Raw genomic sequence first — 25,806 nt, 5'->3', positions numbered from 1 at the left:
GTTGGGATTCCTCCTGTGTGTCAGATAGTTTTATTTTTGGAGACAAATTTCCTCACTTTTGGAACGCAGAATTCGAGAACTGCGCAGTACTTGTCGACAAAAGTGATGATATAGGTCTCTTTAAATCTTGGCATGGGACGGGTCATGGGCCACATATGCTTCTCGATCATATCGCGCTCCTTCTCGGATATCTCTGTTATTAGAGCGGCATTTTCGGAAGCGACGAAACTATGCTTGGCGCTGTGGCGAAGCTGACCCTTTTCGCGCATGGAGTTGAACTCCTTGCGGTCGTAGTAGAACATATCGTGCATAAGACCTGCTCTTGCGGCAGAGCGAGCATCGAGCTTGAGCTTTCTGCAAATGATGAAGCCGTAGTATGAAACATTCACGCAGTGCTGATAGCGGGTCGTAGAGATATGATGAGTAATGTCCTGCAAGCGCTTTATCTCGGGAGCGTCGATGATATCGCTGACGCATTCGTAGTAGGCGCTGTCAGAGAGTTCTTTTCTCGAGCAAATAGCTTTTAACATTTTATGTTGTTCCTGTCTTTCTGTATTCGGCAAAGCCGTTATAAGTATTATACAATAATTTTGAAGGAAAATCAATAGTATAAAATGAATAATAATAATTTTATGTGATGATTTTATGAATCAATGTGATAAAAAGGTGTCATAATTTCAAAGAATTGATTAGAATTTCCGAGCTTGCTTGACAAAACGAGATGGGTTGTGTATAATTAAAACAGGCAGAAACAACTGCCATAAAACCTCATGAATGCTTGAAAGGAATTGGTTAAGTTGAAGAATATAACAAAGAGAATAATTGCATTATTTGCGGTCGTATGTGTAGCTGCGTCGAGCTTTGCAGGCTGTGGAGACAAAGAAAGCAGCAGTAAATCTGCTTCGAGCGAAGAGGCAGTAGTACAGATGCCTCTTGAGATCGGCAGCGCAAAGGACGGCAATGCAATAGGAACAGCACCTGCCGAGCTCACAACAAGTGCTCCCGCAGCAACAACAACAGCAGCAGCTGAAGATACGACCGAGATAGAAGATGTAACAGATGCTGACGGTCAGCCCGTTACTACCGTAGCGGTAGTTACCGACGCATCGGGAGCCGCAGTGACAGATGCCGCAGGATCCACAGTGACCGAAGTGGTAAAGGTAACGACTGTTGTCAATAAGCCTGCCGCAACAGCTGAAGCGCCCACAACAGCCGCAGTAAAGTATGAATCGAAGCAGGACGGCAGATATGCGATGTGGCTCGATATATCCAAGGATGAGAACTTCTTCTTTGAGGGAGATTTCCTCCACATAGTATTCAAGGTAAAGGAAGGCATACCCGACGGCGACTATAAGGTAAGGATATCTCCCGACCTTTCCGACGTTGCAGGTACCGCAGTATATCCCAGCAAGGTCATTGACGGAACAGTAAGAGTCAACAAGGGAAACATCGACGCTATCGACGTATCTGGCGAGAGCGGAATGGTATTCTACGGCAGCAATGTTGCCTGCAAGCAGGGCGATACGATCGACTGCTATATCAATATAAAGAACAACACAGGACTTGTTGCGTTTGTAATCTGGTTCTATTTCGACAGCAACGCGCTTGAATTTGTAAGTGCCGAGGCATCGGGCGAGTATAAGAAGATAGCACGCGACACCGAAGTAGGCGCAGGCGGAAAGAGCGCCGCAGCCGCAGAATAAGCTTCATAATAAGACTGCCATCGGGGGTTACCCCAATGGCAGTTTTTTTATTCAATAATAATTTCCTGTTCGAGTTCAATGGAGTAGAGCGAGAGCCCAACGACCTTTTTATCTGTAGTGAGCTCCATTGCCGCCTTGTATATCTGCAATTGTTTTGTATAGCGTTCACGCAGCTCAGCAGCCGAGACACCTCGGTCGGACTTATAGTCGACGATAACGAGACCCTTGTCGGTTTCATAGACGAGGTCAATGATACCTTTGATCATACCGTCTGAGTGAGCCAAACGCTGAAAAACAGGCTCATCAAGCTCCAGCTGTGCCGCCGAGACCATGAACTTCCGTTCACGCTGACAGCATTTAGCTGCTGATATCTTGCGGAAAAGCTCACTTTCAAAGAACGCGGCAATTTTTTTAGGGTCGATGCAATCCGCCTGTGAGCGGTCGAGGAAGCCGAGTTCCGCGAGCCGCTTTATCTCTGACTGAGGGTCAGAGGCGGCGAAGCCGAAGTCGCAGTATTGAAAGAACGTATGAATAGCTGTACCACGTTCCGCGCCTGTGAGCTTGTTTATGCCCGTGATAAAACGTGGGCGGGCGAGACGTAGGTCGAATTCCTCATCATCACGGAGCTTTCGGGTTATCTGAGTAACACTGAGTTTGGCAGTAACATTCGTCAGTGAGTCGTCGTACTTTGAATTTATCATATCGGTAATGCGCTGAACAGTTCGAGTATCGGGAGCAGCAGGTTCTTCCGCCCTTATCTCGGGGAGAGCGAGCTCTTCCACGCTGCAAAGATTGCAAGTGAAGAGCGTCTTGCTCGTATCGTGCGCAGGGAAACCGAATGAACTGTCAGCGAGCCCTGTTTTCTCGGCGATAAGCGGGAAGTCCCCGTGCATCATAAGGCAAAGCCATAGCCAGTCGGCATTGCAGCAAGCCTCACGAACGAGTGAAGAGATATCGCTGCCGCCTATGACGCAGCTGTCAGCGAGCGAGCGAACACGTTTCAGTGATTTTTCACCGCATGACAGATTAATGAAGAGCTGCTGCCTTGCACGTGTCATACCGACGTACAGCAGACGCATCTCTTCGCTTCGTGAGTCGTTCTCGCTTTCGCTCCTGAGCATTTTCTGCTGAAATGTCTTGTACCTTCTCATGAGCTTTTTATCATAAAGAGTGAAGCCGATCCTGCCGTCGTCGCTGCACATAACAGACTTTGAATCAAATTTAAAGAGCACTGAAGTCTCAGCTATGAAGACGAAGGGATATTCGAGCCCCTTAGACTTATGCAGCGTTTGAACGGTGACGTAATCGCCCGATGCCGCCGAGACCTTGCCCTGCTCATAGTCGCCGTTCTCGAGGATACGGTCAATGTGACGTATAAAACCTGTAAGACCGCCGCTTCCCTCAGCAGCGGCAGAAGTCTCGTAGTTCTGCGCGTATCTGATGAGAGCGCGGAGATTTGCACGTTTTTTCTCACCGTCGGTGCGGAGCTGCATTACGGGTATGAAGTCCGTGGCATCGTAAATCGAAGCGATAAGCTCACCGATAGTCATTGTCACGGAATCGAGGCGGAACCTGTCTACAGTCGCAAGGAATTCGCGGCAGCGCGCAGCAAGAGACGGGTCGAGATCGCCGAGCATCCCGTCCGCAGCCGACCTTATCAGCGGATAGAGCGCTGATTTATTGTCGAAAGACTTGATGTACGCGAGGTCACTTATACTGAACATAAACATCGGCGAGACCATAACAGCCGCCATAGGCACATCGAGCAGGGGATTGGCGATTATTCGGAGCAAGTCGGTGAGTATCGCTATCTCCTGCGATTTGAGATAACCCTTTTCATCACTGCCTTTTGCCGAAATACCGCGCTTTTCGAGAGCAGTAACATATGCCTTGGTAAACTTATTGTTACGAACGAGAATGCAGAAGTCCTTGGCAGTACAAGGGCGTGCATTGCCGTCGGCTTCGGTCACGGTCGTCCTGTCGGCGAGCATTTTTGCTATCTGAGCGGCAGTAGCTTCGGCCTCGGGGCTGTCGGGGACTTCCTCGACCTCCTCGCTATCTATCGGGTCGGTATTGATAAAGTTGATAGCAGTAAGCCTGTCCGTGTTGGGGGCACCGTAGCCCTCCGCGCCGAAATACAGCTTTTCGTCGTCGTTGTAGTCGATATCGCCGCAATCGGGTGACATGATCTCCCCGAACACAAAATTGACAAAGTCAATGACCTCGGGCGAGCTGCGGAAGTTCTTATTCAGCAGGATAAAGCGGTTCTTGGAATCGCTTTCATACGGCTCGGAGCACTTCATAGTCTCGATGAAATTCTTAGGATTGGCGAGGCGGAAGCGGTATATCGACTGCTTCACATCGCCGACGAGGAAAGCATTATCGCCGTACATCGGCTTACCGCTGTCGGAGTATTTGAAATTTTTAGTCAGGAGCTTGAATATCAGATCCTCCTTATTGTTGGAGTCCTGATACTCGTCGATCATGATGATATCGAACTGCTCGGCAGTACGCTTAGCGGTTTCGGACTGCACGATCCTTCCGTTTTCGTCGATATCGGCGAGGAGCTCGAGCGCAAGACGTTCCCCGTCGTCGAAGCTGATAGCATTTCGTGAACATTTACGTTCCCATATGAACTCGCGGTACTTTCGCACGACCTCGGCGAGCTTTTCGGTCACAACACCCGATTCGGCAAAATCGCTCTCAGCCGAGTACAGCCGCTCAACAGCCTCCTTGACCATCTCCTTGATACGTTCGCGCCGAGCCTTGTAGAGCTCACGTAGAGCCGCATTATGCGGGACATTAGCTCTGATCGTCGGGAGCTTGTCAAAGCCCGTGATAAAAGCGAGCTCGTCATCGGACGGATATTTTTGCGAAACAGCGAGAGTACGGAGCTTTTCAGCACGCTGCATATCGAGCTCGGCGACGATAAACGACTGCTCAACAGCCGAATTGCCGCGCTCGGGGAAAATATCCCTGAGAGCGGAGCAGTTTTCCTCAGCAAGAGCGGCAGCAGTATTTGCAGTCCTGACTATGCCGTCGAACAATCTCCTGAAATAGACCGTATCGGCGAACGGCTTCTTATACTCGGAAACAGCGGAATCGAGCCATATATCGCTCATAGCGACAGACGAAAGGAACCTGTCCGTCTCGCTTATGATACGCATCAGCGGAGAGTGGTCTTTAAGGCAGAATTTATCGTAGAGGAATGAAATTGTATCATAGTCGTTGGAACTGTACCAGTCAAGCAGCTCTTCCATAGCCTGCGAGCGGATGACCTCATTGTCGGTCTCTTCGAGTACGGTAAAGCCCGAGGTAATACCCTGTTCCGTGATATTCTCGCGCAGGAGGTCGAAGCAGAACGAGTTTATCGTTGATATCTTAGCGCTTTGCAGCAGCGTCTGCTGTTTGAGCAGATAACGGTCTGAGGGACGCTCGTTTATCAGCGCACGCAGCTTTGAGTCAAGCCGTTTTTTGAGCTCAGCGGCAGCGTCGTTAGTAAAAGTGACAACGATTATCCTGTCCGCACGCACTCCCGACATCGGGTCAGAAAGGAGCTGAACGAGCCTTTCCGTCAGGACAGCAGTCTTGCCGCTTCCCGCGGCGGCAGAAACTATGACAGACGAATCACGTGCGTCAATGGCATTCTGTTGTTGTTTAGTCCAAGCCATTAATGCTTACCTCCTTTCATTGATTTCCCGAGTATATCGGCAGCATCGGCAAGAGCCTCCTCCGACGGCTGTCTGCTGACAGAGCCGTCATGATTTCCGCAGATATCAATGAAATCGCAATAGGTACACGGCACTTTCTTGCCGATTTTGAGCGGAACAGCCTCGATATGTCCGCCGAGCATAGCCTCTGCGGCGGAGGTCAGGGAGCTGTAAACATTATCGCGCAGTCGGCTGATATTATCCTCGGGTATAACAGACGAGCGCGAATCGAAAGCTCCCTTTGCGGTGAGCTTAGCGGGAATGAACCGTCCGCCGACATCATGTTCCATAGCATTGGCAACAGAAACATCGTCGATAAGCAGACCGCGTGTGCGGAGCTTCGAGTCAACGCCGCTTTGATTGAAGGAGAAGTCCTTGGATTCGTCGGCGTCAAGCTCGCCAATCTGTACGGGCGTGTAGAGCACGCCTGCGGGAGCATATCCCTCGAATTCTGCGCCATTTTCGGTCGCGGCGAACATATAGAGGAGCATTTGGAGATTGAGCCCGCTTGCGAGGGAGAGGGCGTCGATAGTTTTCTCGGAGCTTTTGTAGTCGATGACGCGCAGATAGTTTTTTCCGCCGACATTGCAGGTGTCGATGCGGTCGGCAATACCGCCGAAGCGGAGCACGTACCCATCACCGAAAGGGCGGGAGAGCGCGTTATTTCCGCGCAGGTCATACTCGAATCTGACGGGCTCGAAATCGCTTGCCATAAGAGACTGCTGCGTGTGAACGAAAACCTCGGTCAGCCGCTCCTCGAGCTTGTTGAAGAGGAGCTCGAAACGGGGTGTTTTCGCAAAATCGCCTGCGAGCTTTTCGGATTTATAGCGTTCTGCCTCAGCCTTTATTTCAGCGGAGAGCTGCTCGTAGCCAAGCTGAACGAACTCGGATTTTTTACGTTTCCCGAGCAGCGAATAAAAGCAGCTGTGAGTGAGCTCTCCCGCGATACGAACATCGAGCTCCATTTTTTCGGGCATTTGCAGACGAAGGAAGTCGCTGCAAAAATGCATGAAGCGGCAGTTATTGAAATTTTCGAGGGAAGTAGGCGAGATGCGGAGTGGGTCAAAGCATTTGAGCCTGCGTATGATATCGGAGCTGACAGTATGTTCTGTGCGGCTGCCCGAGCGATTGAGAACGGACAGGATACGGCTCTGATATATTGGGTCAGCAAGCAATACCTTGCCGATAGAGGCGATAACAGGCGAATTATCGGCTCTGTTCTGCATATAGTGGTAGTAGGCGGCGTGATAAGTCACCGCGTAGTGTTCGGGGGACAGCTCCCCCTCAGTGAGCAGCAGCTCATTCGGGAACATCTTGCGTATCTGGTCGATCACCTGTGACGGATATTTAGCCTGTCCCGCAAGGTCGGAGAGGGGATAGGTGAGATAGAGCTTATCCGAGGCTGAAGACAGGGATTTGTAGACGATGAGCCGTTCCGATGCGATGAGGTCGGAGAGGGGACGCGCGAGGTCGATGCCCTTATCCGAGAGCTTTTGCCTTTCGCTGTCCGAGAAGAGCCCGCCGAGCGTGACCTGATTCGGGAAGTCGCCCTCTGTCGAGCCTGCCGCGAAGATGACCTTGGGAGAATTCAGACGAGCCGTGCGCGAAGAGGCTGCAATAACAGCGTCGAGCGTCTGCGGCGGTACAGAGTAGGTGATACGAGCAATGAGCGAACGCATCATATCCGCGAGACGGCTGAAACGCACCTCTTCGTCACCGAGCGTAGCGACGATGCTGTCGAGTATATCCATCAGGCACTTCCAAAGGCGTTTAAGCTCTGCGGCTTCATAGTCTCGGTCATTCCTGATGAGCCTGCCCATGAGGGCAGCGAGGTTCTGTTCAGCCCGACATTCGCAGAGGTAGCCGTATAGTTTAGCACATATTTCGGAAGCAGGCTGTATTTTTGAGAGTTGTTTTTTCAGTTTTATGACAGGAGCGATTATCTGCTTTCTCAGAGCCTCGAGCTTTTCAAGGTCTCTGTCCTCGGCAGTGAACTCCGAAAGCCAGATATCGCCGTCTATCGACCAGCGGTAGCAGTAGTTTTCGAGCAGCGAGACATCGGTCAGCCCGACGTCAAGTATCCCGCATTTCAGAAGGCGGAAGACCTGTTCGCTTCTGATTTTACGAGAAGTCAGGAGGTCGAGCAGCGAGATGAAGAAGACCATGACAGCCGTATGGCTGACCGAGCGTTCGATGCTGAGGAAATACGGGATTTCATAGCGATTGAAGGCAGCGCGCAGCAGGTCGGAATAGTCGGTGATATTATTGGAGATCACAGCGATATCGCGGTATCTGAGCCCATCCTCAGCAGCGACGAGCCTTTTTATTTCAGCGCAGATGAACTCTATTTCGCTGTACATATCGCGAGCTTCAAAAATGCGGATATTATGCGCAGCAGGAGCCTCATTCGGACGCGGCGCGCGATTGCGCATGACGTTCTCGCTGAGATAGCGCAGCTCAGGGCAGGAAAACCTGTAGCTGTCCGTACATTCGGTGATTTTATATTTGAGGTTAAGCTCGCGGCACATTGAAGATAGCCTGCGGAAGGTAGAGTTGACAGTCTCGAACAGAGTAAACTCACCAGCTGCGACATTATCGGTGCGAAGGGTCACGACCACATTATCGGCAGCCGAGAATATCACCTCAAGCATTTCCAGCTGGTCGCCTGTAAAGCTCTCAAACTCATCGAGATAAACGGTCTTGTTCCTGAAGTATTGGTGAAGATTAGCAGTGCGGGCAGCGAAGCGGATATTCTCATAGCTGTCCTTGAAGCCATACTGTTCCATGAGCCTTGCATACTCCGAGTAAACGGACGCAGTATCCGCGGTCTTGTCGCGCAGTCTGCTGTCGAGGAGCTCAGCGTGCTCGGTGAGCATATCGGGAGTAATGCCAGCACGTCTCATATCGGCTATAAGCTTCATCATTTCCTCAGCAAAGCCCGCCTGAGAAGCAGCACGGCGGAAATATCGCAGCATTTCGGGCTTATTTGAAGCAGCCTCAATAGCCTGATAAACGAGGATCATACGAGCCATGTCATCAGCATACTCACCTTTGCGGTCGGATTCACCGTAAAGCTGAAAGAGCTGACGCGCGAGACTGCTGAAAGTTAGTGAAAGGAGCTGATTGAACATTTTAGCTCCGAGGAAGCTGTACAAATTCTTATCGAATTCGTGAGAATACTGCTCGGGGACGAGAATGAGCTGCTCCCTGCCATCAATAGCGGCAGAGCGGATACGCCCGAACATTTCGGTAGTTTTTCCTGTGCCCGAAGCACCGATGATAAATTCTATCATAATAGTATCTCCATGCAAAAATAAGCACACTCCGAAGGGGCAGCCTTCAGAGTGTGCAAATAAAGTATCAGCAGAATCCGTTGAGCCCGTAGAAGCTCATTACCGAGGGATAAACTCTGTAGCAGTAAGCAACATCGGTCGAACCGAGAATACCGCTGACCGAATCTGATCCGTATTGCCAGATGCCGTACTTGGAGTCAAAAACAGGCTTGTCACCCGAATTGATGAGGTAAACATCATAAGCTTGGAAAACAGAGCTGTCGAGCGAATCGCAGAGGAATTTCTCATCTGCACGAACGCCTATGTAATATCTCAAATCCTCAAAGTAAGAGCAGAACGTTGTGATAAGGCTTGAATATTGTTCTTTTGTGAGCCCCGCGTCGGCGACAGCAGGGTCAGTGAGGTCGAGATAGATCGGATACTCGTAAGCATAGTCCTTTATGATACTGTAGAAAGCTTCTGCCTCCTTGGCGATGCCTTCTTCCGTAGCAGACTTAGCCTGCCAGTAAACACCGCAGTAAACTCCCGCAGCCTTGGCATTCTCCATATTCACATAAAAGAGCTGGTCGGCATTTGGAGCATCGCCGCCGCTGCCTGCACGGATAACACCAAAACTGTAGCCTGCTTCCTTGACCTTATTCCAGTCGATATATCCGTTATCTTCCGAAACGCTGATACCGACAGCTTCATAAGCGTAAGGGTCAGGAGCGGGAGTAGTAGTAGTTGTTGTTGCGGTTGTTATGGGAGCCGCAGTAGTTGCCGCAGCAGAAGCGGGAGCCGACGAGTTCTCAGTGCTTACGGGAGCAGCAGTCACCGTAGTCGATTCGGATACCGAGAGTGCAGCCTGAGTCGTAGCAGTACTCTCGGCATAGGTCTCGGGTGAAATAACGAGAGGGTAGTTGAGGTAGCAGTAGTTCATATCAACAACAGTGCTTATACCTGAAACATTCCCTGTCCACGAGTACTGCCACATAGTGTAGTCGCCTGTGTACCATGTTATCTTATCGCCTGTTTCAGCGACCCAGACGTCATATTTTTCGAGCGTGCTCTTGTAGAATTTAGTCTGGAGGAAGCTTGAGTAGCTGTAAATACCCGCATAGTAGCCTCTTTCCTGCAAATAGGAGCAGAAAGCTTCAGCCATAGCAGAGACCTGAGCAGTAGTAAGCCAGTCACGCTGAGAAGCGAGCTCGATATCGAAATAGATCGGGTAGGTATAGCCGTCGTAATCCTTAATGATCTCATAGCAGGTCTCAGCCTCGGCGATAGCGTCCTCAACAGACTGAGCGTAGCTGAACCAGTAGATGCCGTAATCGAGGTCGGTCTTGCTGATACCCTTCATATTGTCATCGAAGCGCAGATCCTTCTGATAAGACATCTTACCGTAACCCGCACGGATAATAGCGAAGTCGATCTCATCGCTCTCAGCGACCTTATCCCAGTCGATATACCCCTGATGCTCTGAGACATCGACGCCAATGGTGTAGTCATCGCCGAGGTAGCCATAGCGGGTGGAAACAGTGGTCGTCTCCTCAGTTGTTTCTGTAGACTGAGCTGTCGTCTGAGCAGTTGAAACAACGTCGGTCGAGGGAGCGGGAGCAGAAAGCATAACGGCATTAGTGGAGACCACAGTAGCCGCCGAAGTTGTCGGAGCCGCCGTTGTAACAGAAGTTGCAGCAGTAGCCGCCGAGGTAGTCGGAGCAGCCGTCGTCGTCGTAACAGAAGCAGCTGCGGAAGAAGTAGTTATCGGAGCGGCAGTTGTAGTTTCCGCAGCGGTAACAGTATACTTCGGGGGCGGCACCATAGAAGTAGTAGTAGGAATGAACGTAGCCGCAGTAGTAGCCGCCGTAGTAGTAACAGCGGGAGCGGTCGTAGCAGTTGTAGTCGCAGCAGTTGTAGTGGTAGTAGTTGTAGTAGTAGTAGTAGTTGTTGTTGTTGTTGTTGTGATACCGTGGTACGCATTATAAATATCGAAGACGTTGAAAGGAACTTCCGTAAAAGAAGCCTCTTTACTTTCCGCGTCCGATGTGTTATCATATAAAAGAGAGGTATCTTCGGTAATAGCAGCCGTGCTCGATACAGGCAGAGCAGTTGCGGCTGAACTCAAGGCTACCGCACATGAAAGAACTGCTGACAGTATTTTTTTTGCCGAATTCATGACACGTAAGCCTCCTTTGCCTTAAAAGATTCACGGTCAAGCGGCTAAAACTTAGCTAATTCTTTGACCGATGAAATCATTATATCATTTTAACGACACTATTTCAACCCTTTGGCATCAATTTAACAGCACATTTACGAAATATTGTAAAAATAACCCTAAACAAGCAGCGTTTTTTTGTGCATAATACCGTCAGCAAATGATTTGTTGTCTATCATATCTATTAGACACATATTAACTTCATTTTTCGCATGGATAATAATGAAAAGGTGAAAAAAATGAAAGAATTCACGATAAACACCAATGACAGCGGACAGAGGATAGACAAATTCCTGTCCAAAGCGATGCCCGAGCTCCCTAAGAGCATGATGTACCGACTTTTCCGCAGGAAGGACATAAAGCTCAACGGCAAGCGCTGCGAGATATCGGCGATACTTAGCGAGGGCGACACAGTCCGAGTATACGTGAAGGACGAAGTCTCGGCAGTAAAGACTCAGGATATGACCTTTAAACAGGCATCAGACGAGCTGCGGATAGTATACGAGGACGACAACATCCTTGTCGTATTCAAGCCCATAGGAGTCGACTCCCACTCCAACAGCACCTCTTCCGCGGACACGCTTATAGACCGCGTGAAGAAGTACCTGTGGAAGAAAGGGGAATTCATCCCCGAGGAGGAGCGCACATTTGCGCCCGCACTGTGCAGCCGTCTTGACCGCAACACCGCGGGACTTATCACCGCCGCCAAAAATGCAGCAGCACTGCGCGAGATAAACTCCGCGATACAGAGCGGAGCCCTTCACAAGATATACCGCTGCGTTACGGTTTCTGCTCCGCCCGAGAGAGAGTCCATAGCGACTGCCTATCACCGCAAGGATGACGACAGGAACATCGTCCGCATAAGCGACGTTCCCGCAGAGGGCTTCCGCGAGATACGCACGGGCTGGCGTACTGTTGCAGAAAAGAACGGACTATATCTTCTCGAGGTCACGCTGTACACGGGTCGGACACATCAGATACGCGCACATCTGGCACATCTGGGAGCACCGCTTCTCGGAGACGGTAAATACGGCGATATACGGGCGAATAAGCGCTACGGAGTTTTCCGCCAGCAGCTTTGTGCATACGCACTTGAATTTTCACTGCCCGAGTCTTCATCGCTTGCCTATCTGAACAGCAAGCGCATCACAGCGCCGCCGCCTGATTTTGAGCAGAGATTCCGCTGAAATTGGCATTAAATGTATTGACTTTTCAGCATTTAAAGATATATAATATAATTGACGGTATTTACCGAATAAATGAAACGGAGTGAAATAATATGGCAAACCGCTACGCAGGCACACAGACGGAAAAGAATCTTCTTGCGGCATTTTCTGGCGAATCCGAGGCGAGGAACAAGTATACGTTCTTTGCATCAAAAGCAAAGAAGGAAGGCTTTGAGCAGATATCCGCAATTTTCACAAAGACCGCGGACAACGAGAAGGAGCACGCAAAGCTCTGGTTCAAGGAGCTCGAGGGCATCGGGACCACAGCCGAGAATCTTGCTGCCGCCGCCGACGGCGAGAACTACGAATGGACGGATATGTACGAAGGCTTTGCCAAGACCGCCGAGGAGGAAGGCTTCCCCGAGCTTGCCGCCAAGTTCCGTCAGGTAGGCGAGATAGAGAAGCAGCATGAGGAGCGTTACCGCGCACTGCTCAAGAACATCGAAATTCAGCAGGTATTCGAGAAGAGCGAGGTCAAGGTATGGGAATGCCGCAACTGCGGACACATCGTAGTAGGCACAAAGGCGCCCGATGTCTGTCCCGTATGCGCACATCCGCAGGCATATTTCGAGCTCCGCGAGGAGAATTACTGATAAAACGTCAAATATTGACATTTTTCGGCATATATGGTATAATCAGAGAAGTTCCGACAGCTCCGCTCCGAAGCGGAGCGGCGGACGTAAAGGAGGAATAATTATGTATTGTAAAAACTGCGGAAGCGCCGTTGAAGAGGGCGCAGCTATATGCACAAACTGCGGTGTCCCCGTAGGACAGGGCACTAACTTTTGCGGCAATTGCGGAAGCCAGCTCCAGCAGGGCGCGGCAGTATGTATGTCCTGCGGCTTTGCAGCTAACGGAGCCGTAAAAGCACCTCCGGTCCCGGGAGCTAAGTCAAAAATGGCAGCAGGACTTCTCGGCATCTTCCTTGGAGGATACGGAGTACATAACTTTTATCTGGGATATACGGGCAAGGCTGTAGCACAGCTTTCCATCGCTATCGGAGCAATAATACTTTCAGCAGTAAGCTGTGGTTTTTTGATCCCTCTTGCATTTATAACACCTATATGGGGACTTGTAGAGGGCATCATGATACTCACAGGCAGTATAAAAACAGACGCTAACGGAGTACCGCTGGCGGATTAAAAACAGACGGAGGGAAAAATATGTATTGTAAACATTGCGGAAGCGCCGTTGAACAGGGCGCGGCAGTATGTACACACTGCGGAACACCTGTCGGAAGAGGAATGAACTTCTGCCAGAATTGCGGCAGTCAGGTACAGCCTGGAGCAGCAGTTTGTATGTCCTGTGGATTTTCCACGGTAACAAAGACAGTAGCACCTCCAGGGGCTAAATCAAAAGTAGCAGCAGGACTGCTTGGGATATTCCTTGGCGCGTTTGGCGTACATAACTTCTATCTCGGCTACACGGGCAAGGGAATGGCACAGCTTCTCATTACTTTACTCAGCTGCTTCATGCTTAGTGAAGTAAGCGCTATATGGGGACTTGTCGAAGGCATAATGCTGCTTTGCGGAAGCATAGACACCGATGCTGACGGAGTACCGCTCTCCGACTGACAATAACGAACAGCAAGAAAAGACCGCCTGAAAGGGGATTTCCCGTTCATGCGGTCTTTTCATACAGTTAGGAGAATAGAGATATGCTTATTAATCGGCAGCCTCGGTAGTTTCGGTACTGCTCTTTTTGCCTGCCTTATCAGCATTAGCGTCCTGAAGGGTGAGGCGGATATCAATATCATTGCCGTCGCGGCTTATCTTGAGCTTGATAGTATCGCCCGCCTTGAACGTATTCTTGATTTTGTTGAGCTCGTCCATAGAATTGACAACTTCGTCTTCGATACCGATTATGACGTCACCGTGCTTTATACCTGCTTCTTCTGCGGCGCTTCCTTCGGAAACGGCAGTTACGTAAACGCCCATAGGCAATCCGAGGTAGGTAGAATAAGACTCGGTGATATCAACACCGCTAATGCCTATCTGAGGTCTTCCTGTAACATAGCCGTTGTAGATGAGGTCGTCGACGATAGTCTTAGCCTCGTTAATGGGGATAGCAAAACCGAGACCTTCAACGCTTGCGGAGCCATAGCTTGACGACATCTTCGCGGAGTTGATACCAATGACCTGACCGCAGCTGTTGAGGAGAGGACCGCCCGAATTACCCTCATTTATTGCAGCATCAGTCTGGATGAGTGTCATATTCTTTTCGTTTATGGAAATCTGGCGGTTAAGAGCGGAAATGATACCGCTTGTTACAGAGCCGAAGAGGTCGAAGCCGAGAGGATTGCCGACCGCGATAACGAGCTCACCAACGCGCAGCTCGTCGCTGTTGCCGAACGTAGCGGGAGTAAGACCCGAAGCGTCGACCTTGAGCACAGCGATATCGGTCTCGGTGTCATAGGCGATTATCTTAGCGTCATGCTTAGACTGGTCGCTGAAAAGCACATACACATCAACAGCCTCGCCGGCGTTATACTCTTCATCGTAAACGCAGTGAGCATTAGTCACGATGTAGCCGTCGTCAGTCATAACGATACCGGTACCCGTGCCCGTAGCCTGACGTTTCCTTGTTTCGGACTGGAATCCGCCCCAGCCCCACGACGTATAGGGTTCATTTATCTCGAATGTAGAGGAAACACCGACGACGGAAGGCATTATCTCGTCAACGATATCGGGAAGCTGTTTTGCGTCTGTGCGGGACGCAATGTCAAACAGGCTCGGGAGATTCTGCGGCGGAGGAGACGAAGGAAGGGTCCCGCCCTTGACAGCTTCGGCGATCTCCTTTGCGGGAGAGGGGACAACTATCTTCTCCTCTTCTTCGGACATCTGGATCTTGCTGTCGTCCCAGAATTTGTATACCTGTATCGAGCCCGCACCTACCACAACGAGCGACAGCAAGAACGCGAGTATTTTCAGACCTGTATGGTTAGATTTTTTCTTCTTGGGAGCATTCTCGGGTTCGGAAGGAGCGGTGCTGTAATAGCTGTAGCCGCTGTTATCGGAGTTCTGTATTCCAATGTTGTTCTGTTCGCTGTAAAGATCTGACATGATATTTACCTCACAAAAAAATATATATATAGACTTTCCGTCTCTGCATACAATTATACACTATAATTAATTATAAGGGTATATGTGATAATAATATGATAACATACAGAAAAAACAATGTATATAAAAGACCCGCAGTAGATATTACCGCGGGTCTGAGCTTATTTCAGTTTAGACTGTGTTTTTTCGAGGAATTTACCACTGTACACGAGAAAGCGCTTATGAGTACCTTTACCGATAAGTCCTGTCTCATCGGATGCGGTAACGTCGAAGGTGAACTCGCGACCGTTTACGTCGGTGAGGACAGACTCGGCGGTGACATCCATACCCTCGGGAGTAGCGGAAAGGTGCTGAACGTCGAGAGCCGTGCCCACGGTAGTCTCGTCACCTTCAAGGAAGTCAGCGAGCGCATTGCAGGCTGCATTTTCCATCAAAGCGATCATAGCGGGAGTAGCAAAGACGTTGAGGCAGCCGCTTCCCATGTCCGAGGCGAGCCTGCCTTTCTCGGCTTTAACGGTCGCGGAGCCTTTTGCTCCTGTTTTAATATCCTTCATTATTCCGCTCCTTTTTTAGACTCAAACGCCTCGCTCGGTATCGGACAAGGCGAGAAAACATCGCCGATAACTCGGTCATACGTGAGCACATCGAGGTCAACGTTGTCTGGAGTGCCGTCATTGTAGTCGAGCGAGTAAACGGGAACATTTTCCATAAAGCTGTTCATTTTCTCGATGAATTCGTCATGGGGAGCTCCGATAATGTTTATGAGAACATAAGGCATATAGAAGAAAGACACAGGCTCTTCGGGAACACAGCTGTAGTCGGCGCCGTAATTATCCCAGATGAAATATTCCTGCTCATAGAGCACACTGCAATTCGAGCCGTTGAGGTCGAGCTGATTGTACACACTTGTCTCGCCTCTCATCGAGGGGAAATGGTCTCCGACGAAGAATACGAGAGTAGGCTCATCGAGCTTCTTGAGCTCATCGAGGAAAACAGTCAGCCCCTCATTGGAATGACGGATCCACTGGAGGTAGTTGCCGAACTCATCGTTCGGGTCATCACCCTGGTCATAGGGCTGATGGTTCTGCATAGTAGTAGTATGTATGTAGATAGGCTCGTTGGTGGACTTCACGAGCTCAAAGAGCTGGTCGTAAACGGTCTTGTCGTCGACATAAGTACCGTAGTGCTCGACAGGCACTGTAAAATCGGTAATGTTGTCGATATCGTCGTGGAAAATCATTTCATCGAACCCGAAACGGCTGTAAATACGGTTTCTGCTGTAGAACGTACCGAGGAAGGGGTGAACGTAAGCGGTCTTGTATCCCCATTTCTTGTAATACTGAGCGAGAGCGGGCTGTTCGCGGTCGGCGAGAACTCTCTGCGGCATATTCGGAGCATTGATGCCTCTTACAGGCAGACCGAACAGGAGCTCGAACTCCGAGCGGACGGTATAGCTTGCATAGGTAGGAGTGATAGCAGTTCCCGCGTAGCCTTCGGAGCGAGCCTTATCGAATCCCTCGTAGTATTTATCGTCGACGTTGAGCTGGTCGAAAACGCGGAAATCGGCGTACGATTCACTCATTATGACGATAACGTTGGGCTGAACGCCGTCCTTGAAACCTGCGGCAGAAGCGACAGCTACATCATCGGTAATATTATCGACGAGTTCCTCGCCGTAATTATCGGGCGCAGAGAGCCTGTTGGAGTAGCTTTCGGAGGCAGTTTCCACGAGGAAAGCGAGGAAGCTGTTGTGTTCAAACTTCTCATTTAGAATGAAAGCGTTGGTAGCCGCCGTGGTATCGAGCTTAAAGAGCTTGTAAACGGGGCTATAGAAAGAGGGAACGATGATCATTCCCGTGCAGAGGATCGTACAGCAGATACCTGCGATAGCGCGCTTGAACGGCACATGGTGCGGGAGAACGGGGTTGAAGTGGAAGATGACAACGAGCAGAGCGATAACGATAGCGCAGTATATGATAAGAGCGGGAGTTATCTTGATATATGCAAAGGATTTGAGGCTCTTCACGCTTTTGACGAGCTTCATATCCGAGAGTATGAGGTGATTTCCGTTGGTGTTGTACTTAAACAGCTCGGTGATACTGAGAGCCATAAAAACAAAGCTCTGGACAAGAGCGGCTATCCAGCCTTTACGGAAGGCAGCGAGAAGAAGAATGAAGATAACGCCGGCGGCGGCGAAGTCGAAGAGAATAACGGACGGTCGGTCAGCGACGAAGCGAGCGAACACGGACACCTTTTTGCACTGATTGATCTCAGCCATACAGGTGATAAAGATGGGGAAGAGTATCATCAGGGCGAGGTTGAGCCATTTAAACTTCTCGGTATTTTCCTCGCGGAGAGCATTATATCTCTTAGCCCACTTGAAATAGTCTTTTTTTGTCGATTTGTTTGCCTTCAGTGTTTCAGTCATTTACTTTCCTCCGTTTGAAACAGGAAAAACGAGTCGATATGATGTATGTTAAGCCGAAAAACAGCATAAAAATAGGTATTTCACAGGATAATGATATCATATCGGAAATGAAGATTCAAGGGAATTTTCAAAATATCATAATTCTGTCATTATTTTCGGCGTTTTAGTAATAGTGTATGGAAACGCTGTACTCAATTTGTATAAACTGCCTATTTGTTATTTGAGCCAGCCTTTGTCAGCCGCATCATCTATCATTTCTTTTATCGCTTCGGCGATCTTATCGGAAACGCCGAAATACTCGGTATTGCGGGCGAGGACCTGCTCCTTGCGGATACCGTGTTCCTGCCACGATATGCCGCCTTTAGTGTAATTGAGGGTCAGCGGCTGTAAGCGGTCGAGCAAAGCGGCGAAACGTGCGTCCGCGGTTTCCGAGTCCTCGAACTCGCGCCACAGAGAGTAAAACTCCGCTTGCTGGTCGTCGGGCAGGAGCCCGAAAATGCGCTGAGCAGCCTTTTCCTCGCGTTCAGCCTTAGACTTATACCCCTCGCTGTCGTAGCAGTAAGTGTCGCCCGCGTCGATCTCTACCACATCGTGAACGAGCACCATTTTTATGACGTGCAGTACGTCTACGGGCTCGTTTGAATATTCGCTCAGCATCATAGCTAAGATGGCGAGGTGCCACGAGTGCTCGGCGTCGTTTTCTTTTCTATCCTCACAGAGGACGTAGGTTTGACGGTAGAGATTCTTCATCTTGTCGAGCTCGATCATAAAATCGAGTTGTTTTCTCAGTCTGTCGTCCATATGATCACCTCATATCACCATTCCGCCGTTTACGGCAAGTATCTGTCCCGTGATGTACTCAGCCTGCTCCGAGACAAGAAAAGCCACCGCGTCCGCAACGTGCCGCGGCTCGCCGAAGATCCCGAGCGGAATGTCCTCGCGTATGAGCTCGAGGTCAGCCTCGGAGAAGTGCGAATTCATCTCAGTCATGATGAAACCTGGCGAAACGCAGTTCACCCTTATCCCCGAGGGAGCAACTTCCTTTGCGAGTGCTTTTGTGAACCCTATGAGCCCCGCCTTGGAGGCAGAGTAGTCCACCTCGCATGACGCACCCACCTGCCCCCACATCGAGGATATATTAACGATACAGCCCGATTTGCGGGCAATCATTGACTTGACGAAAGTGCGCGCGCAGCTCATAGCTCCGACGAGATTAACATCCATGATACGGCGGCTGCTGTCATCGGAGATACTGTCGAACAGCCCGATCTCTGACACCCCCGCATTATTGACGAGTATATCGACTTTTCCGCAGAGCACGGCTGCATTGGAAATATCGGCAGGGGAGGTGACATCAAGTTTCAAAGCCTTGCCGCCTATTTCCTCAGCAAGCGCCTCTGCTTTTCCCTGCGACGATGAATACCCAACATATACGAAGCAGCCGTCGGCAGCAAGTCTGCGGCAGACCGCCGCACCGATACCGCCCGAGCCGCCTGTTACAAGTGCAATTTTTAGCATAGAATAGCTCCTTTGCAGATCATTGTGAATATTATAACATAATTTTTTAAAAAAGTCTATTCAGTTCTTGCTATTTTCTTTAGAATATGTTAGTATAATAACAGTAATAAACTGGAGGAAAGCTATGAAATTCATCTCATGGAACGTCAACGGCTTCCGCGCGTGCCTGACCAAGGGCTTTGCGGACTTCTTCGCTGATGCGGACGCCGATATCTTTTGCCTGCAAGAGACAAAAATGCAGCCCGACCAGGCGGACTTCGCACCCGAGGGCTACCACTGCTATTTCCACAGCGCAGTAAAGAAGGGCTACTCGGGGACCGCCGTATTCACGAAGCAGGAGCCGCTTTCGGTCGCATACGGACTGAACGGCACCCACCTCGACGAAGGCAGGGTCATCACCTGCGAATACGAAGACTTCTACTTTGTCTGCTGCTACGTCCCCAACTCACAGGACGGCTTGAAGCGCATCGGCTACCGAATGGAATTCGAGGATGATATGCGCGCATACCTGTCGGAGCTCGACAGTAAAAAGCCTGTCGTATACTGCGGAGACCTCAACGTCGCGCACAACGAGATAGACCTGAAGAATCCGAAGTCCAACAGAGGCAACGCAGGATTTTCCGACGAAGAGCGCGGCAAGTTCACCGAGCTTCTCGCAGCGGGCTTTGCCGATACATACCGCACGCTTTACCCCGACACTGCGGGCGTATACTCATGGTGGTCGTACCGTTTCAAGGCGCGCGAGAAGAATGCGGGCTGGCGGATAGACTACTTTGTCGTTTCCGAGCGCCTGATGGAAAAGGTCGCAGATTCGCGAATCCTCACCGATATCTACGGCAGCGACCACTGCCCCGTAGAGCTCGACATAGACTTATGATAAGTGAAGCTCCTGCTTGCTGCGGCAGGAGCTTCATTTTGTTATTCGGCAGTTGCATCGGCAGGGGAGCCGTTGAGTATCTCCATGAATTCCTCGCCCGTGATAGTTTCCTTTTCGAGCAGGAAATGAGCGAGCTCGTGGAGCTTGTTGATATTGTCGCGCAGGATCTGCACAGCTTTCTCGTGTGAAGACCTGACAATAGAGTTCACTTCATCGTCAATGCGGGCAGCAGTCTCGGGCGAGCAGGCAAGCGCCGTATCGCCGCCGAGGTACTGGTTAGTAACGGTTTCGAGAGCGATCATATCGAAGCTGTCGCTCATGCCGTAGCGAGTGACCATAGCGCGAGCGAGCTTAGTCGCCTGTTCAATATCATTGGAAGCACCGCTCGTGCAGCTGTTGAAGATAAGCTCCTCGGCAGAGCGTCCGCCCGTGAGAGTAGCGATACGAGCGAGAGCCTCTTCCTTGGTCAGAAGGAACTTCTCACCCTCGTCGACCTGCATTGTATAGCCGAGCGCACCGCTCGTACGCGGGATGATTGTTATCTTATGTACAGGAGCAGCGTCCTTCTGCTTAGCGGCAACGAGTGCGTGACCGATCTCGTGGTAGGCGATGATCTCCTTTTCCTTCTGGGAGATGACAGCATTTTTGCGCTGATAGCCTGCAATAACGACCTCAACGCTCTCTTCGAGATCGGACTGATTGACGAGTTTTCTGCCGTTTCTCACAGCTCTGAGCGCAGCCTCATTGATAATATTGGCGAGCTCAGCACCCGAAGCGCCCGCCGTAGCGCGAGCGATAGCGTTATAGTCGATATTCTCCTCGGTCTTGACCTTTTTCGCGTGGACTTTCAGTATAGCGACACGCCCTGCAAGGTCGGGGAGCTCCGCAGGAATACGCCTGTCGAATCTGCCGGGACGGAGGAGAGCAGGGTCAAGTGATTCGGGACGGTTAGTAGCCGCGAGGATAACAACGCCCTTTTTGCCGTCGAATCCGTCCATTTCGGTGAGGAGCTGATTAAGAGTCTGTTCGCGCTCGTCATTGCCTCCGAGGCTGCCGTCGCGTTTTTTACCTATAGTATCGATCTCGTCGATGAAAACGATACAGGGAGCCTTTTCGTTAGCTTGCTTGAACAGGTCGCGCACCTTTGCGGCGCCCATACCAACGAACATCTCAACGAATTCCGAGCCTGAGATCGAGAAGAACGGGACATTGGCCTCACCCGCGACAGCCTGTGCGAGCAGTGTCTTACCCGTACCGGGAGGTCCCACAAGGAGCGCGCCCTTGGGGAGATCGGCACCGATATCGGCGTACTTGTTTGGGTTATGCAGGAAATCGACGATCTCCTCGAGAGCTTCCTTAGCCTCGTCCTGCCCCGCAACGTCATCAAAGGACTTGCCCGTCTGAGCCTTTACGTAGATCTTGGCGTTGCTTTTTCCGAAAGAGAGAGCGTTGCCGCCCATATGCTTAGCCATACCTTTGAAGAGGAGATTCCAGAGCAGCATGAAGCCGACTATCGGGAGCACCCAGCTTAAAAGGAAGTTTATCAGCAGGCTGTTCTGCTGATGACTTTCATTGAAGATGATCTCGCCGTGCTCATGGAGGCGTGAAACGAGATCGGGATCATTCATTTTATAGGTGGTGTAGCGCTTCTCGTTTCCCTCATCGTCAACGACCACGAAGCGTACCTCCTCGTTTTCGATCTTCACCTGAGTAACTCTGCCCTCGTCCACCTGATTGAGGAAGAAGCTGTAGTTAGTCTCCTTAGCGGGTGCCTTAGTGAGCGCAGGCATGATCAAAGCGTTCAGTATCAGCAGCCCTATGACAGAAAGAGCGATACACGCAATAATTCTTTTTACATAGTTTTTATCATCATTCATTGAAACAACTCCTTTTCGATGATATGACAAAATTATAACATACATTTTCAAAAAAAACAACAGGTAAAATGTGATAAATATGAAAGGTAGGTGAAAATCAGGATACAGCAAAAAAAAGGGGCTCTCTTGTTCGAGAGTCCCTAACTTTTGTACAAGTTTTTGTTTTTTTAGGAAAATGCTGATTATGAAAAATAGTTTCTGTAGCCGTCGCCGTAGAAGCTCAGATAACCCTGAGTGAACGATTCGGGCTCATTGAAGTAGAGATTAACTGCATTCTTGACGCTCTCGGTAACATAACCTGAGTAAGAACCGAGGTAAACATAGTTCGAAGAACCGCTGAACTGATTGGGCTGAGTAAGAACGGCTTCAATAGTGTTGGGGAATCTCGGGCTGTATACACGATTCATGATTACCTCAACAACCTTAGCCTTGTCGTACTCATCTATCCAGTAGCAGCCTGCCTCATGAGCAACAGCGTTACATAAGATGATGTATTCAGCGTCTGAAATAGGGAGAGAAGGAGTCTCGTCGACTGTAACGTCAACTATGACTTCAGCCTCTGTGGGAGCTTCCGTAACTGCCTCTGTGACAGGCTCGGTCACTTCTTCTACCGTAGGAGCTTCTGTAATAGCTTCTGTTTCAGGCTCAACGTAAACAGCTTCTGTAGTAGGAGCTTCTGTCGTCTCGGTCTCAGTCTCGGGTTCGGTAGCCACAGTTTCGGGCTCTGTATAAACCTCAGTGGGAGCGGGAGCAGGAGCGGGGGTCTCGTCTTCTACAGTCTTCTTTAAAACTATAGATGCTGCCGAAGCGGTAGCAGACCCGATATTTACGTTTTTCTTAGCGGCATTAGCCTTAGTGGTCGTGTTGAACTTTCTGCTTGTTGTGGCGGTTGTTGTTCTGATAGAAGTTACTGCAGCTACATTTGCCAATTCTTCGCTTTTGACTTCATAGATGTTTTCAACATCATGGCTCGGAGCGACTTGACTCACGATGGGTGCTGTTGCATACACACCGAAGAGTCCGCCAAAAATGCAAGTGGATACGCCTCCGACGATGATCGCTGCAACTTTAGCTTTTCTCATAAACTCTTCCTTTCCTCGAAAAGCATTTCGTTATTTTTGTCCGACTTGCGAACTGTGATAATACTACCATATTTGGCTGAAAATAGCAACAGTTTTAGATTTTTTTCCATTTTAGCCACAAAATAACTTTCGAATTAATGTTGAATCAGGGCAATTTGTCACATATTATATTAATACATTATGTACGCAATATTTATAAATAATGAACAAATCAAATGAAATAGCAACAAATTATTACAAAATCGTAACACAGATAGTCTGCGTATCAAAATACTAAATGTATAATACGTCTTAAAAACTACCATTAGTGACAAAAACCATAGACTAACATTGTGCAAAATGCCGTAAAATACGGTCGGATTTTGTACGAGAGGTAATTTGCGATATAATAATAATTGTTATCACGGTGTTACTTCTGAGGTTACAATCATACATAATTGCAAAGAAAATGCAAAGAAGAAAAAACGGCTGATTTTGTCCAAAAAATAGCCTTTTTTACTAATTCATATTTGAAAAAGACAGCGTATGGCTATTATGCACATAGTCGGGAGCGATACCGCAGAATTTATGTTTAAAATAACGTCACCAACAGATTGGCGAAAAATATGGCATTATATTGTTTTTATATGTGCCCATCTGCCGCATAAAGAAGGGGCGTATCACGATACGCCCTTTTTAATAGTAGTATTCTGCTGTTTTTGCTGTAATCTGACATCATCTCCGCGGAAACCGAGGCAGGTATACATAGAAGTCAGCCTTGAAACGACGCGCTCGTCGTAGCGTGCGGCTATCTGCCCGAAGTCCATATTTGTACTGATAATAGTAGGCTTTCCGCGGTTGAGACGCGTATTAATTATATTATAAATAGTAGAGCTGTACATTTTGTTTTCGTACTCGGTGCCGAGGTCGTCGAGAATGAGCAGCTCAGCGTCCATAACGGCGTCGAGCATCTCGGTATTTTTCTCGTAGCTGAAATTTTCCTTTTGTATCTTATGGAGGATATTGATAGTGGAGTCATACAGCACGCTGTACCCTTTTTTCAGCACCTCATTAGCAATAGCGAGCGAGAGATGAGTCTTACCGAGCCCTGTCTTTCCGAACATGAGAATACTTCCCGACGAGGGAGTAAAATCTGCTGCATACGAGCGGGTGAAGTTAAATATCCGCTGCATGGTGTCGTGGTCCTCGCCCTTATAGTAGCTCAGGCTGAACGTATCGAATGAAGAGAGCGTAAGCTGAGCATTCTCGTTTAGCGACTCCGCCATAAGCTTGCCGCAGAGCTGCCTCATGCAGTCGCACATAGCCGCCTTATAGCTTCCCGTGTCATTGCATTTTTTGCAGGTGAACTGCACATCGAGGTAATCGGCGGGATAACCGTTAGCGACGAGCATTTTTCTGCAAAGCTCCTGCGCGCCGAGATTTGATACTTTTATTTTCTCTATCCTTGCCTGTATATCAGACTTATCGCCCGCAAGCACAGTACGGATAAGCTCTTTTCCCGTATTGAAGATAGCGGAGTTTATCTCTTTTATCTCGGGTATTTTCGAGTTGATTTCCTGTATGCGCATATCATTCTCGCTGATAGCACGGCTGCGGCGCTCGGAGAGTATCATCTGCGCTTTTTCGTATATCTCGTTATTCAAGGGTATATCCTCATTCAGAAGTTATTGATAACAAAGTTGTATTTTTCGGCATCGAAGGAATCATTGCTGTCGGAGCCCGCCTTTTTGCGCTTGCGGAAGTCCGATTCAGCGCGCTTAACATCCTCGCTGCTGCGGAAGCCGCTGTCTTTCCACGAGGCGAGCACCTTGTCGGTGTACTCAAAGCTGAGCTTACCCGTGTTCTCGACAGTTTTTTCGTATGCATAGTGTATCATATCGCGTGCATAGCCTGCTGCACGCCATTTTTCGATGATATCGAGCTGTTTGGAGGTAGGTCTGCGCTTCATCTCGAACATTTTCATAATAATGCCGACAAAATCATTCGAGCTTGTAAGCCTTTCTATCTCCTCCTGAGCGGAATCGAGCGTGTTGATATCCTTTTCTGCCCAGCTCATGGCGATTTTTTCTATGTAAGCGACATTTGTCTTTTCGATTTTTTCGCAGTACACGAGAAGAACGAGTATGACCTCAGCCTTCAGACCGAGGTAATTCGTCATCCAGATGAGTGAGTTCTGCATCGTGTTATTGATATGACCGAGAATGCTTTCTGCGGCTTTGAAAAGCTCGGCAACAGCAGGTGTATCCTTCATGATATCGGTTATTTCGGTCGGTCTGAGATTTTCCCTGCGTCTCGGTTCGGGAGCGCTCTTCACGAGCAAAGTCTCCTCAACGGAGACAGTGTTTGTTGACTGCTGCGGAGCAGGCGGAGTCATAATAGACTGCGGAACGCTTATCGAATTATCCGATGAGAGCACATTGACCTGCTGCCAGAACAACACCGCTTCCTCAGCCTGCTGAGTTGTAACGCCTGTATTAGCAGCAATTTCTTCGGTGCTGACAGTTCTGCCCGAAGCTCTCAGGAGATAGAGAAGCACCTTTATCTGCTCGCCTGTAGCAAGCTTGAGAAAATTATCGGCAACAACGCACGGAACGCCGAACATAGTGCCCCATACGCCGCAGTTTGCTTTGAATTCCAAGTGTTACGCCTCCTTGCGGGAAATACTTTCGATGCAAGTAACATTATAACACAAAACGGACAGTTTGTCACTATGGCATAATTAACGATTCGCCCGCATATATTTTATGGATTTTTTTACAAGTTAGTTCTTTCAACATTACCAACATTTTCAACCTGTCTGTATATACTATTATAACAGGGCAGGCACATTAAAAAA

Annotated in this window: 19 protein-coding genes; 6 read left to right on the top strand and 13 right to left on the bottom strand. The window is 49.4% G+C overall.

The window, feature by feature from the left end; translation table 11 throughout:
- Positions 1-20: 20 nt before the first annotated feature.
- Entirely contained in the window at positions 21-530 is a 510-nt protein-coding gene (locus BMX22_RS01540; RefSeq protein ID WP_074740170.1) for an HD domain-containing protein, read from the bottom strand.
- A 267-nt stretch (positions 531-797) separates the two neighbouring features.
- Here BMX22_RS01540 and BMX22_RS01535 point away from each other — a divergent pair, with 267 nt between their 5' ends.
- Positions 798-1,703: a hypothetical protein gene (locus BMX22_RS01535; RefSeq protein WP_074740169.1), complete on the top strand. Its 906-nt coding sequence runs from the start codon at positions 798-800 to the stop codon at positions 1,701-1,703.
- A 47-nt stretch (positions 1,704-1,750) separates the two neighbouring features.
- On the opposite strand, the gene BMX22_RS01530 is transcribed toward BMX22_RS01535, so the two are convergent.
- The 3 genes from BMX22_RS01530 to BMX22_RS01520 form a co-directional block, all read right to left on the bottom strand.
- Positions 1,751-5,374, bottom strand: a complete 3,624-nt coding sequence (locus BMX22_RS01530; protein ID WP_074740168.1) for a UvrD-helicase domain-containing protein — start codon at positions 5,372-5,374, stop codon at positions 1,751-1,753.
- On the bottom strand, positions 5,374-8,706 hold the full coding sequence (locus BMX22_RS01525; protein WP_074740167.1) for a PD-(D/E)XK nuclease family protein: 3,333 nt from the start codon (positions 8,704-8,706) through the stop codon (positions 5,374-5,376). Before BMX22_RS01525 ends, BMX22_RS01530 begins: the two co-directional genes overlap by 1 nt.
- Before the next feature lie 67 nt (positions 8,707-8,773).
- Positions 8,774-10,861 (bottom strand): GH25 family lysozyme, encoded by a 2,088-nt coding sequence (locus BMX22_RS01520; protein ID WP_081349012.1) that lies wholly within the window; start codon positions 10,859-10,861, stop codon positions 8,774-8,776.
- A 278-nt stretch (positions 10,862-11,139) separates the two neighbouring features.
- Here BMX22_RS01520 and BMX22_RS01510 point away from each other — a divergent pair, with 278 nt between their 5' ends.
- The 4 genes from BMX22_RS01510 (at position 11,140) to BMX22_RS01495 (ending at position 13,700) form a co-directional block, all read left to right on the top strand.
- Positions 11,140-12,087, top strand: a complete 948-nt coding sequence (locus tag BMX22_RS01510) for an RluA family pseudouridine synthase (protein WP_074740165.1) — start codon at positions 11,140-11,142, stop codon at positions 12,085-12,087.
- Positions 12,088-12,179: 92 nt separating this feature from the next.
- The gene (rbr, locus tag BMX22_RS01505) at positions 12,180-12,719 is read left to right on the top strand and encodes a rubrerythrin (RefSeq protein WP_074740164.1); all 540 of its coding nucleotides are present in this window, start codon (positions 12,180-12,182) and stop codon (positions 12,717-12,719) included.
- Between the two features lie 103 nt (positions 12,720-12,822).
- A complete protein-coding gene (locus tag BMX22_RS01500) occupies positions 12,823-13,269 on the top strand; it encodes a TM2 domain-containing protein (RefSeq protein ID WP_074740163.1) in 447 nt (148 codons plus the stop codon).
- A 20-nt stretch (positions 13,270-13,289) separates the two neighbouring features.
- Entirely contained in the window at positions 13,290-13,700 is a 411-nt protein-coding gene (locus BMX22_RS01495; RefSeq protein WP_074740162.1) for a TM2 domain-containing protein, read from the top strand.
- 90 nt (positions 13,701-13,790) lie between these two features.
- On the opposite strand, the gene BMX22_RS01490 is transcribed toward BMX22_RS01495, so the two are convergent.
- The 5 genes from BMX22_RS01490 to ymfI all read right to left on the bottom strand — a co-directional run bounded on the left by BMX22_RS01490 (position 13,791) and on the right by ymfI (position 19,134).
- Positions 13,791-15,188 carry a S1C family serine protease gene (locus tag BMX22_RS01490; RefSeq protein ID WP_074740161.1) on the bottom strand — a complete coding sequence of 466 codons (1,398 nt, stop codon included), beginning with the start codon at positions 15,186-15,188 and terminating at the stop codon, positions 13,791-13,793.
- A 161-nt stretch (positions 15,189-15,349) separates the two neighbouring features.
- Positions 15,350-15,742 carry a thioesterase family protein gene (locus tag BMX22_RS01485; protein WP_074740160.1) on the bottom strand — a complete coding sequence of 131 codons (393 nt, stop codon included), beginning with the start codon at positions 15,740-15,742 and terminating at the stop codon, positions 15,350-15,352.
- The gene (locus BMX22_RS01480; protein WP_074740159.1) at positions 15,742-17,616 is read right to left on the bottom strand and encodes an LTA synthase family protein; all 1,875 of its coding nucleotides are present in this window, start codon (positions 17,614-17,616) and stop codon (positions 15,742-15,744) included. The genes BMX22_RS01485 and BMX22_RS01480 overlap by 1 nt, the downstream gene beginning before the upstream one ends.
- Before the next feature lie 216 nt (positions 17,617-17,832).
- Positions 17,833-18,417, bottom strand: a complete 585-nt coding sequence (locus BMX22_RS01475) for an HD domain-containing protein (RefSeq protein ID WP_074740158.1) — start codon at positions 18,415-18,417, stop codon at positions 17,833-17,835.
- Positions 18,418-18,426: 9 nt separating this feature from the next.
- The gene (gene ymfI, locus BMX22_RS01470; protein ID WP_074740157.1) at positions 18,427-19,134 is read right to left on the bottom strand and encodes an elongation factor P 5-aminopentanone reductase; all 708 of its coding nucleotides are present in this window, start codon (positions 19,132-19,134) and stop codon (positions 18,427-18,429) included.
- 124 nt (positions 19,135-19,258) lie between these two features.
- On the opposite strand from ymfI, the gene BMX22_RS01465 reads away from it, so the two are divergent.
- Complete coding sequence (locus BMX22_RS01465) at positions 19,259-20,011, top strand: exodeoxyribonuclease III (protein WP_074740156.1); 753 nt, start codon at positions 19,259-19,261, stop codon at positions 20,009-20,011.
- 41 nt (positions 20,012-20,052) lie between these two features.
- On the opposite strand, the gene ftsH is transcribed toward BMX22_RS01465, so the two are convergent.
- The 4 genes from ftsH to BMX22_RS01445 all read right to left on the bottom strand — a co-directional run bounded on the left by ftsH (position 20,053) and on the right by BMX22_RS01445 (position 25,608).
- On the bottom strand, positions 20,053-21,888 hold the full coding sequence (ftsH, locus tag BMX22_RS01460; protein ID WP_074740155.1) for an ATP-dependent zinc metalloprotease FtsH: 1,836 nt from the start codon (positions 21,886-21,888) through the stop codon (positions 20,053-20,055).
- Between the two features lie 182 nt (positions 21,889-22,070).
- A complete protein-coding gene (locus BMX22_RS01455) occupies positions 22,071-22,970 on the bottom strand; it encodes a cell wall hydrolase (RefSeq protein ID WP_074740154.1) in 900 nt (299 codons plus the stop codon).
- Between the two features lie 659 nt (positions 22,971-23,629).
- The gene (locus BMX22_RS01450; RefSeq protein ID WP_074740153.1) at positions 23,630-24,613 is read right to left on the bottom strand and encodes an ATP-binding protein; all 984 of its coding nucleotides are present in this window, start codon (positions 24,611-24,613) and stop codon (positions 23,630-23,632) included.
- 14 nt (positions 24,614-24,627) lie between these two features.
- Entirely contained in the window at positions 24,628-25,608 is a 981-nt protein-coding gene (locus tag BMX22_RS01445; protein WP_074740152.1) for a DnaD domain protein, read from the bottom strand.
- Between the last annotated feature and the right edge of the window lie 198 nt (positions 25,609-25,806).

The sequence above is a fragment of the Ruminococcus sp. YRD2003 genome (genome assembly GCA_900109435.1).
Taxonomy (GTDB): domain Bacteria; phylum Bacillota; class Clostridia; order Oscillospirales; family Ruminococcaceae; genus Ruminococcus; species Ruminococcus flavefaciens_G.
This window is presented reverse-complemented; position numbering and strand designations above follow the sequence as displayed.